Origin of the sequence: aff. Roholtiella sp. LEGE 12411, from assembly GCF_015206995.1 — a bacterium.
Taxonomy (GTDB): Bacteria; Cyanobacteriota; Cyanobacteriia; order Cyanobacteriales; family Nostocaceae; genus Komarekiella.
The window spans coordinates 1-13,083 of sequence record NZ_JADEXR010000039.1; the positions used below are offsets into that span (position 1 = coordinate 1).

10 protein-coding genes are annotated in these 13,083 nt (G+C 37.3%); 3 read left to right on the forward strand and 7 right to left on the reverse strand.

Annotation, left to right across the window (positions count from 1 at the left end; all coding sequences use genetic code 11):
- Positions 1-273: 273 nt before the first annotated feature.
- From IQ246_RS11390 to IQ246_RS11400, 3 genes are all read left to right on the forward strand, one after another.
- A complete protein-coding gene (locus IQ246_RS11390; RefSeq protein WP_194003028.1) occupies positions 274-1,473 on the forward strand; it encodes a glycosyltransferase in 1,200 nt (399 codons plus the stop codon).
- Between the two features lie 19 nt (positions 1,474-1,492).
- Complete coding sequence (locus IQ246_RS11395) at positions 1,493-2,833, forward strand: oligosaccharide flippase family protein (protein ID WP_194003030.1); 1,341 nt, start codon at positions 1,493-1,495, stop codon at positions 2,831-2,833.
- Positions 2,834-3,023: 190 nt separating this feature from the next.
- Positions 3,024-3,734, forward strand: a complete 711-nt coding sequence (locus IQ246_RS11400) for a class I SAM-dependent methyltransferase (RefSeq protein ID WP_194003032.1) — start codon at positions 3,024-3,026, stop codon at positions 3,732-3,734.
- A 91-nt stretch (positions 3,735-3,825) separates the two neighbouring features.
- Here IQ246_RS11400 and IQ246_RS11405 read toward each other — a convergent pair whose 3' ends face one another.
- From IQ246_RS11405 to IQ246_RS11435, 7 genes are all read right to left on the reverse strand, one after another.
- Entirely contained in the window at positions 3,826-4,821 is a 996-nt protein-coding gene (locus IQ246_RS11405) for a hypothetical protein (protein WP_244141998.1), read from the reverse strand.
- Positions 4,822-4,929: 108 nt separating this feature from the next.
- Positions 4,930-6,240, reverse strand: a complete 1,311-nt coding sequence (locus IQ246_RS11410; protein WP_339379259.1) for an O-antigen ligase — start codon at positions 6,238-6,240, stop codon at positions 4,930-4,932.
- A gap of 285 nt (positions 6,241-6,525) precedes the next feature.
- Positions 6,526-7,719 carry a glycosyltransferase family 4 protein gene (locus IQ246_RS11415; protein ID WP_194003034.1) on the reverse strand — a complete coding sequence of 398 codons (1,194 nt, stop codon included), beginning with the start codon at positions 7,717-7,719 and terminating at the stop codon, positions 6,526-6,528.
- A 161-nt stretch (positions 7,720-7,880) separates the two neighbouring features.
- The gene (locus IQ246_RS11420) at positions 7,881-8,906 is read right to left on the reverse strand and encodes a glycosyltransferase family A protein (RefSeq protein ID WP_194003036.1); all 1,026 of its coding nucleotides are present in this window, start codon (positions 8,904-8,906) and stop codon (positions 7,881-7,883) included.
- 36 nt (positions 8,907-8,942) lie between these two features.
- Positions 8,943-9,521, reverse strand: a complete 579-nt coding sequence (locus IQ246_RS11425; RefSeq protein WP_194003038.1) for a serine O-acetyltransferase — start codon at positions 9,519-9,521, stop codon at positions 8,943-8,945.
- 129 nt (positions 9,522-9,650) lie between these two features.
- A complete protein-coding gene (locus tag IQ246_RS11430; RefSeq protein WP_194003040.1) occupies positions 9,651-11,843 on the reverse strand; it encodes a polysaccharide biosynthesis tyrosine autokinase in 2,193 nt (730 codons plus the stop codon).
- Between the two features lie 331 nt (positions 11,844-12,174).
- Positions 12,175-12,951 (reverse strand): WecB/TagA/CpsF family glycosyltransferase, encoded by a 777-nt coding sequence (locus IQ246_RS11435; RefSeq protein WP_194003102.1) that lies wholly within the window; start codon positions 12,949-12,951, stop codon positions 12,175-12,177.
- Between the last annotated feature and the right edge of the window lie 132 nt (positions 12,952-13,083).

Sequence of the window (13,083 nt, forward strand, 5' to 3'; positions counted from 1 at the left end):
GGGCATGGGGCGTGGGGAAGAAGTAATAAAGGTGTACTGAATTTTTTTCAAAAATCAAATATTAGTCCTATAGAGAAATGGTATTAACTATTCAATCCAGTATAAAAATTTTAGATTGCTTAAGGGGACGAAGTACTTTATTAAATCTGTGTCTCATTTTTATTTATGATTTATTTTACCGCGATCGCAGTGAAACAAATCACGGTGTTATACAAATTATGCAAAGCGTCTTCCTAGTTTTTTCGACCCTGCGACAGCACATCTAAAGTCAATATGAAAATTGCATATCTAGTTAATCAGTATCCCAAAGTCAGCCACAGCTTTATCCGGCGCGAAATTGCTGCGATTGAAGCTTGTGGTCTTTCAGTAGCACGCTTTTCAATTCGCTCGTGTGAATCTGAACTGATTGACCCAGAAGACAAACTGGAATTTCAGAAAACTCAAATAGTTTTGAGTGTAGGCTTATTAGGTTTACTGTTTAACCTATTAAGCGTTGCTATTACCAGACTCATTCCTTGGCTAAAAGGTTTACTGTTAGCGATCAAACTTGGCAGATCTTCAGAACAAGGCGTTCTCTACCATATTATCTACTTAGCTGAAGCTTGCATTCTGCTGAATTGGTTTCGTCAATCAGGCGTAACTCACCTACATGCTCACTTTGGAACCAATCCCACTACCGTGGCGATGTTATGTCAGGCCATAGGTGGCCCTCCCTATAGTTTTACAGTTCATGGCCCATACGAATTTGATCGAGCCGAGAGTTTAGCCCTGGCGGAAAAAATCAATCGTGCTGCGTTTGTTGTTACTGTTAGCAACTTCAGCAGAGGTCAGCTTTATCGCTGGTGTAGCTACCAACAGTGGGACAAGATTCATGTAATTCGTTGTGGTCTAGACAATAACTTTTTCAATCAACCAATAGTAGCAATCACATCCGAACCAAATTTAGTCTGTGTTGGCCGCCTTTGTGAAGAAAAAGGTCAACTGCTATTACTAAAAGCAGTTAAGCAACTCAGTTCGGAAAACTTACAGTGTAACTTAACTCTAGTAGGTGACGGGCCTTTGAGACAGACAATAGAAACTCTTATTAAAGACTACGGTTTGGAACAGCAAGTAAAGATTACTGGTTGGGCTAGTGGTGCTGAGGTTCAAAAACATATTATGAATTCTCGTGCTTTAATTCTAGCTAGCTTTGCAGAGGGGCTACCTGTAGTCATCATGGAAGCATTAGCATTAGAGCGTCCGGTAGTTAGTACATATATTGCTGGAATTCCAGAATTGGTAAAACCGGGAGTCAACGGCTGGCTTGTACCATCCGGTTCCGTTGAATCTTTAGCAGCAGCAATACGTGAAGTACTGCAACTTCCAACAGAAAAACTTGAGCAAATGGGTAAAGCCGGAATCACTGCTGTTAAAAAACAGCACAATATTGCACAAGAAGCAAGCCAATTAGCAAATCTATTTCAACATAGCTAAGTTAAATTTTTCATCAATTATGACATCTGTAAAAAAGCTTGCTGTTCGTGGTGCAATCTGGACAATTGCGGGTTATGGAACTGCTCAAATCTTAAGATTTGGGAGTAATTTGATTCTGACTCGCCTGCTAGTACCAGAGTATTTTGGTTTGATGGCTGTGGTTAATACTTTGAGAGCAGGTATTGATCTATTCTCAGACATCGGTATTCCTCAAAGCATCATTCATAATAAACGGGGTGATGAACCAACTTTTCTGAATACTGCTTGGACACTGCAAGTAATACGTGGCTGGGTACTCTGGTTGATCTTTCTATTAATTACCTTGCCTATTGCAAACTTATACAATGACCAACGTCTGCTTTGGCTAATTCCCTTTGTCGGACTGTCGTCAGTTTTTGATGGATTCGGTTCTAATGCCATACATACTCTCTACCGACGCATAGATTTGGGTAAGTTAACCAAATTTGATCTGTGCATACAGGTATTGAGTCTGGCTACTTTAATTTTTTGTGCTTGGTTAAGTCCAAGTATGTTGGCTTTAGCTATTGGAGTAGTAGCAGGATCAATATACAGAATGGTGGGTAGCCATTGGTTGATACCAGGATATTCCAATCGATTCGCTTGGGATCGAGATGCTGTTAAAGAGATAGTATCCTTTGGGAGATGGATGTTTGTCGCCACAGGGGTGACATTTTTGAATGAGCAAGCCGATCGCTTAATTCTTGCTAAGCTGCTAGCTTTTCGACTTTTAGGTGTATACACCATAGCTTATAGTCTGGCAGCGATACCTAGAGAAATTGTGAAAAATCTCAGCTATAAAGTTATTTTTCCGACGATTTCCCAACAAATTGACCTACCACGAGCAAGCTTGCTAAGCAAAATTCTCCGCCAACGTCAGATCATATTGCTTGGGTTTGCGATGTTATTAGCTACTTTGGTGACTGTTGGTGATTTAGTTATTGGAGTACTTTATGACCAAAGGTATGTCGAAGCAACGTGGATGATGCCAATTTTGTGCTGCGGCATTTGGTTTTCAGTATTATATTACACCATCAGTCCGGCTTTATTGGCGATCGGGAAGCCTTTGTATTCAGCCCAAAGTAATCTAGCTGGGTTTGTGATGATTGGCTTGGGATTACCCATAGCATTTTTCCATTTTGGCACCGTTGGAGCAATTGTTGTAATTGCAGTCAGCGATTTGCCTTTGTATCTAGTCAATCTTTATGCGCTTTGGCGAGAACAACTGTTTTGTCTAGTTCAGGATATTCAAAGTACTGCCTTTTTTATCATCATATTGACTCTACTTCTTAGCATCAGGAACCATCTGGGATTTGGGCTACCAATTCAAGCACTCTTTTAGCTAAAGACTTCCCAGTAATCAATTATCCTAAACGATTCATTGATGATTTTATTGATAGCGATCGCCATCAAACAGTTATCAGTTTTAAATATTCACTGAGTTATTGATTATTGAGATGATAAATGTTATTATCTGATTGATGATAAAATCGTTAAAATACCCAAAAAACTTAATACTTACAACGAAATATATGCAGACTCTAAAGCGATCAGTAAAACAACTGTTAGGTCAGTCTTTAGTTAACAATTTTAGGCTCTGGAGGCAAAAACAAACCCACAAAGAGCTAGTTGGTAAGTCTTCAAAAGAAATATTTACTTCATTCTATGAAAAGGATCATTGGGGTGATAGGGAATCAAAATCAGGGCCCGGTTCATCAGAGTTTGAAACTAGACAAATTCGCCGGATTTTACCTGAACTAATACAAGAGCTTAATATTAATGTCCTCTTGGATGTACCCTGTGGGGATTTCAACTGGATGAAATCCATTGATTTGGGAAATTGTAACTATATTGGTGGAGACATTGTTAAAGAACTAATCAAAAACAATCAAAATCAATTTGAAAGTTCAAAACGAGTTTTTTTTGAATGTGACATCACAAAGGATGAACTTCCTAACGCTGATTTGATTCTTTGCCGAGACTGTCTTTTTCACCTGTCATTTGAGGATATCTTCGCAGCAATAGGAAATTTTAAAACAAGTAAATCGAAATACTTACTTACTACCACTCATCCTGACACTGTAGAAAACTTTCCTATACTAACAGGTGGTTATCGTGGTCTTAATATGTGCCTTGAACCCTTTAATTTTCCGACACCATTAAAACTCATTTATGAGAGACGTGATGCAGGTTTTGCCGACATAGATAAATGCTTGGGTCTTTGGAAGCTGAGTGATTTGTGACTTGTACAATAACAAGAGTAGAGACGTAGCAATGCTACGTCTCTACTCTTGTTAGTGCCATTTACGACAGTCGTAATCTGAATTGACGTTACTAAATTACTTTACAGGCTCTCATATAAGCCAACTCTTGCCGTGACCTCTTGAAATCGATGACTTTTTTCACAGCACGAAACGCAGGCGGGGCCTCATTTTTCATCGAACCAATAGAAACGAGCCAATCAGCCACAGGTGGATGAGTTTGAGAGAGACATTCGATAAATGTATCCCAGAATGCAGGCCACATAGCATCATGGTAGTGAACTATCTTGGCTGCTTTGAGTTTTTCTTCAGTGTACCAATCCTTGTGTGTCTTACTACCCATCCCATAGTTGTGAGAATAAGGCAACCCCCGCCAAGGAATTCCCATCTTGACCATAGTCAAACCAAGAGCAACTTGGTCGTTGAAAAAGAACCCACTTTTGTGGGAAGCTAGACAAGCATCAAATAATTGCAGACATGTTTGCAAATAATGCTGAGCAAAATTTGTTGAACGCCGATAAACAAAAATCCCACTATTCCAATATAGACGGATTAGTATGCCTTCCTCCTCTGTTTTAATCCAGGGGAGAGTTTCAATATCAATACCTACACATTTGCAAATCTCTTGCCAATAAGCTTCATAAGGGTCTTGTAGACCTGTAGTGCCAATATTTTTATCGGAAGCACAAGCCAGAAAACTTTCCTCTTGGTTGAGAGTGAGTTGGTCTGGTTCATCTACAATCAGTAAATCGCTATCTAGCCAGCCTATACATTCAGTTTGAGCAAGCTCCTCTACAGCAACTAGAGCTGAAGGTTTATTCAAAAATTTGTTCCAAGCATATTTGTCATTTTTTTGAAAATAGAGATATTTCACTTGGAATTGCTCAAAAATTTGATGTGTCTGCTTCGCAAGAGGAGGGCCAAAGCGAGGAGTTACGGCATATATAGGTGCATCAGCAAACTTTCCTCCCCACCGACGCAGGCTTTCTATCATACGCACTGTTTGCGTCTCCAGCGAGCCTGACTCAACACAGCACACAAAAGTAGTTTGTAAATTTTTAGTCATCATTTTTGTTCTCAATTTTGGTATAGTAAAATCTAATGCCACATAGACTTCGGCTATTATTTGTTAATGGCGATCGCCTAGCTCAATCTATAATTAACTAATGTTACTCACTTAAGTTTTTCGGATTTGTTTATTTTTTCGCAAATTCCATTTACCTACCAAATTACTAGCTGGTCTTGTTTGCTGCACAGAAAGAACAACTGTGATAAATAATGTCCAATATATATTGCTTAAACGCAGCAAATAACTCTCTGTCATGTTATTCATCGCTAAAAAAATTAGAAATCCCAGAGGCCACATATCCTCTGGGTTATTTGTAGCATAAGCTTGTTTTATTGACCTCATAAATGCTGTAAAATAAATAATTATAAAAATGAATAAACCTATGTAACCAACATCAAGTGTTATATCTATGAAACCATTGTGAGCATGAGGTAAAATCAGACCATAGCCAAGTGTTTGACCTGCTTCTGCTGCGTACTTACTTTGATGTGACCAAAATGCGCTACGTCCATAACCTAACCAAGGTTTATCCTCAAGTTTCATAAAAATAAAATTCCAAATTAATGTCCGTCCTGTTAAAGTCGGATCTCTTCCCAAGCTAGTTATGAGAGTTGCCCAATTACTAATAACTAATGTGCCCACACATCCCAGAATTAGAATGCCTATATCTAAAAAAAGTACAGTTACCTTTCCTCGCCAACGAAATTTTCGATAAAAAGACAGAATCAACACCAGAATTGAACAAACAACTAGAGATGTTTTAGACGTACAAAGTAGGATCATTGCTAATGCTATAGCAATACCAATTTTCTGATAAATGCGAGATCTTGGGTTATCAATAGGCAGGAGAAAAAGCGCTAATGAATTTATAATCATCATCGAACCAAAAGTATTTTTATAATCGTATATTCCTCGCCAAGCTCCATTATGATCTCTTTCATGTATGGCGATAGCAGGTATGAATAGAGCAAAAAAAATACTTAATAAGGCTCCGATACTAAAGGTCAATGCTACTAGTTTTACTTGCTCTTTTAAACTAAATCGTGTAGCAAAATATAAGCCAAATGAGGTCATTTGTAAAACCTCGCGGTTATTGCTCAACGTTTCTGAGTAAACATCTGACCAAAGAAACGATAAAAGGATAATTGCTGTCAATATCCAGAGTAACTTTTCTCTGTTGGCTGTACGTAAAGCGCTTTTCCAATCGAGGCAAATTATTAAAAGTGAAGTTACCCAGATAAAATATCTGATTGCTGTTCTAATAAAACTTGGAAGTAACGCTCCGGTGAATAATGTTAAGCCAATGTCAAAAGCTCCTGTAAAAAAAGTTAACCCTACAATTACAAACACCTTTTCAGCAATTTTCCAAAACTGTTTTTTAATCAATTTAGTTTTTAAATTAGTGGTTGAATTATACACAATAAATTCTCTAAAATTTATGTTTTTTTGCCCTTATTTCTATAGTAATACTCTTTTAGTTATGAACACTTCGCAGAGGCTATTAACTGTTTACTGTCAATCCCTAATAGTCAAAGACCAAAACAAAGCACTGACGAATTATTTAGGATTGCTAAAGATATAAAAAATATAAATATTCTGACCAAAATGAGCCAAATAACATGATTATATAAAGGATACTCACACATCTTAACTAGTAGTTATCGTTTTTTTTTAAGAATAAGGTTATTGTTCATCATTCTACGCCTATTCTCTTGATGTTAGATAATTATAGATTCCTGAACTCAATCGGTGTTCAGATAACCAATACTGATTTTCAGGTGAATCATTGAGCCAACGATTAATGAGTTCAGCCCATTTTACAGGAATTTGCAATTGATTCCAAGCATCGTAAGAAGCCTGGGAAAGGCTTTGATAAAGTTGGGGGCTGGAAATAAGTTTTTCAACAGATGCTGCCAATGCTGTTGAGTCGCCAGCAGGAAAAATCATGGCGTTAATACCGTTTTGTAAATTACCTTTAAACATGGGATGATTAGAAGCAACTATAGGCGTATGAACGCAAAAAGCCTCATAAATTGTAAAAGGACATGCCTCTGGATATTCATGTCTGCTTGGTACTATAACAATATCTGCTTCTCTCATCAAGTTCATCACTGTATGATTCGGAATTAACCCGATAAATTTAACACTCTCTTCAATATTTAATTGTTTAGCTCGCTTAGTAAAATAATCAATTTCTCCGCTACCGGCTACTTGCAAATTTACTAATAAATTTCTAGTTTTCAATTTAGCTACGGCTTCTAAAAGGTCGCCAACACCTTTAACTTCAGTAACGGCACCAACATAAACTAAATTCCATGTCTCTACATTTTTTCTAATTTTCTTTAGTGAAAAACAATCAGGTGTGATCTGATGAATCCAATCATAAGGAATAATTTTATCAGGATTTACTCCTATTTCTTTAAGTGATAAACAAGCATTAGTACCGTGATTAGCAACCCATTCAATTTGCTGATTATTTAATAAACTAGCCAATAAATAGTTTTTAACTTTTCGGCGTAATGTGTTATTTAAAAAAGAATCTGCAAACAAACAAATAGTTCGGATTTTATTTTTAATTGCCCAATTAATTATGGCTGGAATTGGTGTATGAATAACCAAATGTGTAGGCTTTTGTTCTTCAATTAATTTTAAAATATCTTGTTTATGTTTATATGGATCAAGTCCTGCTCCAACTGCACGTAATCCATCTTGAAGAACCTCGTTGTAAAAAGTTTTTGTTTGGCAGCATAATAAGGTAGCCTCTCCAATTTGCTTACCAATTTCAGCCATAGAATCAATTACATACTTTTGAGCATGATAGGTTTCAAATCCATTTCTCTCGATACGCTGAAAAGCTTCACGATAATCGCCACCATACTGTACAATCAATAAGCGCATTTAAACATACCTCAATATTGGGGATATCCAAATTAAAAAATGTCCTGATATCTCATAAATATTTTGGGCAAAGCGAAGATATATTGGCGCTGTCATCCTTAGTTTGGGGTAAGAGCTACGGCGGGACTTTTTTTGCCTGTGCATTGGATGGAAAAAGCAAGTTAAGACACAGATTTAAGGATGCGACGTTTTTGGTTAGAACCTGTGATTTTTAAAGCGAAAACTTCAAGTTTTTGGTAAAAAGATTGTGGCAAAACTAACAGAGAATAAGCAGCAGCCAAAGTAATCAGTGTACGACGTGGTTCTTCTAGCAGGATGCGCCAATGAGTTGATAAGGCTTGGTGGATAAGTTCTACAGCTGTTGAACCTGCTTTTAAAGTGACTGCCCTTCTAGCTAAATGGCGTAGTTGATAAGCCATAGCGATGTCTCTCAAATTAGCCATTTCTGTAGGAGCATATTCAGAGGCTTTTTCTAGCATCTTTACCCAGGAATTTAACTTTTTGACTAGTTGTGCTGAATACCCCTGTGAATTTACCCGATAGAGCGTCAGAGGTTCAGGAATACCCTCAATCTTCCATTTTGTTTTAACAGCAATACGTAGCCAACACTCCACATCTTCTGATGGATGTAGTAGCCTATCGTCATCAAAATAAAAGTCTTCTACAACACCATAAAGATTGTCTAAAAATTTAATTTCATCAAAAACTTCCCGCCGAATCACTGCCACCGAGCCATTACCAATTGGGGTGCGACAAAGTAAATCAACTAGACTAATTCCTTCAAGTTTAGTAATTTGATATATACCCAAAGGATTATCAGCCTCATCAATGAATGCAGAGCGACAAAAACTAACTCCTACAGATGGTGAACTATCTAGATGCCAAACATGTTTTGCGAGCTTTTCTGGCAACCACAAGTCATCTGAATCCAAAAAAGCTAAATATTCTCCTGTAGCGTGACGGATGCCAGTGTTTCTAGCCGCTGCAACTCCTAAATTGCTCTGACGAATAATCTGAATTCTGGGGTCTGTAAATTGCTGACAAATTTCAATACTTTTATCAGGAGAGCCGTCATCAATTAGTAAAAGTTGAAAATTTGTATAGGTCTGAGCGAGAACAGATTGCACCGTAGCCGCTATATATTTCTCAACTTTGTAAACGGGAATAATAACAGATACTTTTTTCATTGTAAAAATCTCTAATTATCAAAAGTATTCTTATATTTAATCAAGTTCACCTCTTTTAACATTGATTATTTTTGCAGGTATCCCAACTGCTGTTGCTCTTACTGGAACATCGCATAGTACCACAGCATTAGCACCAATATTTGCACCATCCCCAATAGTGACGTTGCCAAATATTTTCGCACCAGCACCAACATTGACACGTTTACCTAAATTCGGTGCATCAAAAGGACGATTGAGATAACGGTTTCCTAAAGTAACACCTTGGCGAATAATGCAATCATCACCAATCAAACAGTTTCCATGAATTACAATCGCTCCTTGGTGTTCAATAATCACGCGGCGACCAAGTTGGACGGTGTAAGGTAATTCAATACCATAAGTGTTGCGAACTTTACGAAATAACATTCTATAGAGGATGCTGAAGGGTGCGCGAAGAAGTTTAGGTTGAATCTTCATCCTCCATACTCCAAAACGCTGAATCGCTACCGCTCTGAACCCTGGCTTAGTCCAATCCCGTCCATGAGCAATCCAGTCTTCTTTGATTTGTTGCCAAAGACTTAAAGCCGGAACTTCCTCTGCGCTTGCATTTATTTTTAACTCCAGTTGTGTATCCATCACAAGGTTCCTATTTCAGTTTCTTTTGATTAGCTATGCCAACCGAAGTTGTTTAGCAAACTTACGAATTTTTTAAGTTGACATTAGTTAACTGTTACCTATATTTAATATTAAGTAATTAGATAAAGTTTACGATAATGGTGCAGTATCTACCTTTTCAACACTGTTTTCTGATCGCGGACTATTGTAATAAAAATAATTATCAGGTTCCTGCTTGATATTGACAGCATTGGTAACAATGCCTAAGATATTAGCCTCAGAAAGTGACAGCAGAGACTTGGCGGCTGCAACACTAGTTGAATCTACAACACCAGGTCTGACGACAACTAAAACTCCATCCGCCATCTTACCTAAAACTGCTGCTTCAGCAGTTCCCATTAGATGAGGGGTATCAAAAATAATGTAATCATATTGTTGAGACAACTGGTCAATCAGAGTAGTCAGACGCTCTGAGTCAATCAATGCCAAAGGATTAGGTGGTATAACTCCAGCTGTAAGGACAGATAAACAAGGTGTGATTTGTTGCACAATCTGAGAGAATTCATTCTGACCAACCATAACATTGCTCAAACCCACGGAGTTGATTAAACCCCAAAAGTGATGTTGAGATGGCTGACGCATATCTGCATCAACTAACAGTACTCGTCGTCCTGCTTGAGCCATTACCATAGCTAAGTTAGCCGAAATTTCTGATTTTCCCTCTCCAGCCACAGAACTAGTAACAACAATTGTGCGAACTTTTTTATCTAAACTAATAAACTTGAGATTTGCCTGAAGCATTTGGTATGCTTCGTGAATTACTGAGCGAGGAGATGTTGCAACAATAATTCTGCGGGAAAATCTTTCACAGGTTATATCTTCAGTCTCCGATGTATTATTGCTTTCAAAAGCGGGAATGAGCCCCAACAAAGTATAACCAAAAAGCTCCTCTGCTTCCTTAGATGTTTTCACACTCCTATCAATTAAATCAACAAAAAATGCGGCTGCTATACCTAATAATAAACCTACAAATCCCCCGCCTATTAAAATCAGCATCTTACTTTTTGTAGCTGCTGGATTTCTACCAGCTTCAGCATATTGCAACACACGCGCATTACCGATAGTTTGATTTTCTGCTACTTTAATTTCTTGCAATCTTGTCAAGAGATTTTCATAGCTTTTTTGAGATACTAACAGATTACGGCTAAGTTCTCCTTCCTTTTTTTCTAAGTTTGGCATGACATCTGCTCTCTGAGCATACGATTGCCTAATGCTAGAAATAGATGCTATTTTGTTTTCTAATCCCAAGCGTTGTGACTGTAGTTTCACAAAATCTGATGCTAAATCTTGCTTGAGTTTTCCCATTTGTAATTTAGTAGGAGCAAGCTTGATTGGATATCCTAAAGACTCGGTAGTACGCTGCTGTAATAAAGCTTTTAAAGCTACTTCTTGGGTTTTTAGGTTAATTATAGATGGATTTATTTCTGTGTAACGCGCTCTTTGATTTGCTAGCTGTGTTTGAACTTTTTGCAGTTCGGACAGTACTTCTTGTACACCAGATGCTTGACTTAAAGAGGTAATATTTACAGCTTGTCCTTCATCAAGATTTAGTTGACGACGTATTTGTTTCTCCTGAGTACTTAAATCTGCGAGTTGAGAGCGAGCACTATTTAATTCCTCATCAAGAGCAAGAATAGCTTTAACTGTGCCACTCGTTTCTTCTTGCAAATCAATAACTTGATTTTGAGTCTTAAACCGACGCAAAGCTTCAGCAGCCATATCTAACTCTGTTTTCGCCCGTGGTAACTGTTTTTGAATAAATGTACCCGCTGCGATCGCCTCTGAACGGTTAGTTATAATATTATTGGCAATATAAGATTTCATCACCTCATTAACTATCTCTGTGGCCATTTTAGGGTCTTCAGATATATGAGAAATATCAAATCCATCAGTACCGATAATTCTCTCAACCTTGATGACAAGTGACTCAGGCTTAAGAGGATTACCTGTTTGATCTTCAAGCTTGAGAGTATTTATTACCTCTTTCTTAATGGTTTCAGACTGCACTAGCAAGGCTTGTGTGTCTAAAGGATTAGATGCATTATTAGACCCAATTGATTCTAGATGCCCTATTTTTTCTCCAACTCCTGTCAGAGATGAGGTGCGATTTAATTGAAACATCAACTTCCCACTTGCTTCATACGTGGTTGGTTGCATGAAGAAATTAGCCCCACCCAATGCAGCAAAAGCCACAAATACTCCTGAAACTATCAACCAGTGACGTTTAAAAACGAGTAAATATTTTTGAATATTTATTTCATCAGGATAGTTTGTATTATCCATATCAGTTACTTATTTGTAGATGAATGGGTAGTTGGAGCTATTTATAATCTTTGGATATAAATGGCTTAACTTATATGAAGTTATTACAAAAATGAGGGGCAATTTTAGGAACACAGGCAAACAAGAAAATTAACTCTAAAGTTAGAGGATACATAATAGAAGACAGAAGGAATTTATCCTCTTGCTTGAGGCTCAAATTATCTAGTGATTAGTAGAGAGCAAAAGTTTAAGTATATCACTTATTTCAAGTGGTTTCAATTCAGTAAGGATCAAATCTCCTTCGTAATTGTTCTTTTTACTTTTGCTTTCTACTTCCTGCAAGATGCTTTCTTCAATTATTTTCACCTTTACCCAGCTCGTGAAAAGGATTTTTATAAAGCTGCAACTTTTGCTGCATTATTAAAAATAAAAATGGAATGGCATCAAACAGATATCTTTTCCAAAGTCGCTTAGGTTCACTTAAAAGCCGATAGAGCCACTCAAGTCCAACTTCACTCATCCATTTTGGCGATCGCTTGCAATTCTCTGCTTCAAAGTTAATGGTCGCACCAATTGCCAAGAATATTCTAATTTTCTTTAATTGCTTTCTATATTTAGCAATCCACATTTCTTGCTTGGGAGCGCCTACGCCAATTGCCAGAACTGTGGCCTCAGAAGAGTTAATAAGGTTGACAATTTCCTGACACTCTTTCTCACTATTCTCAAATCCAAATGAGGGTGAGTGGGTAGCAACAACTATATCCCGACCAACCTTTGCATTAATTTTCTGCTGAGCAGTATTAACCACTTTTGTTTCAGATCCTAGCAAAAATATTTTTATACTCTTATCATGTTTATAACGATTATAAAAAGCTGGAAATAAATCCGAACCTGAAATTTTTTCCTTAACTCGTATATTGAGAAAACGAGCTACATACATTAATATCTTGCTATCACATACTACATAGTCTGCTTGTTTATACACGTGGTAAAAGTCTTGATTCTTTTGCAATTGCATAATGTGATTCACATTGGGCGTAAATACAACACCACTGTCTTGCAAATTTTCCAATAATTCAGCCATTGTGATGTTATTAATGGCCACATTCAACACTTTTACTTGTCTCATAATCACTGTTAAAACAACCACGCCATAATCAAAAATGTTATTAAAAACTAGCCAAATCAGTGATTTTGTTGAGGGAAAGACACACATCAGGCATAAATAAAAACAGAAAAACTGTTTTTACTTCAATAACTC

Excerpts from the sequence above, each read along its gene's own strand:
- IQ246_RS11390 (WP_194003028.1), top strand. The coding sequence starts at position 274 with ATGAAAATTGCATATCTAGTTAATCAGTATCCCAAAGTCAGCCACAGC.
- IQ246_RS11395 (WP_194003030.1), top strand. The coding sequence starts at position 1,493 with ATGACATCTGTAAAAAAGCTTGCTGTTCGTGGTGCAATCTGGACAATT.
- IQ246_RS11400 (WP_194003032.1), top strand. The coding sequence starts at position 3,024 with ATGCAGACTCTAAAGCGATCAGTAAAACAACTGTTAGGTCAGTCTTTA.
- IQ246_RS11405 (WP_244141998.1), bottom strand. The coding sequence starts at position 4,821 with ATGATGACTAAAAATTTACAAACTACTTTTGTGTGCTGTGTTGAGTCA.
- IQ246_RS11415 (WP_194003034.1), bottom strand. The coding sequence starts at position 7,719 with ATGCGCTTATTGATTGTACAGTATGGTGGCGATTATCGTGAAGCTTTT.
- IQ246_RS11420 (WP_194003036.1), bottom strand. The coding sequence starts at position 8,906 with ATGAAAAAAGTATCTGTTATTATTCCCGTTTACAAAGTTGAGAAATAT.
- IQ246_RS11425 (WP_194003038.1), bottom strand. The coding sequence starts at position 9,521 with ATGGATACACAACTGGAGTTAAAAATAAATGCAAGCGCAGAGGAAGTT.
- IQ246_RS11430 (WP_194003040.1), bottom strand. The coding sequence starts at position 11,843 with ATGGATAATACAAACTATCCTGATGAAATAAATATTCAAAAATATTTA.
- IQ246_RS11435 (WP_194003102.1), bottom strand. The coding sequence starts at position 12,951 with ATGAGACAAGTAAAAGTGTTGAATGTGGCCATTAATAACATCACAATG.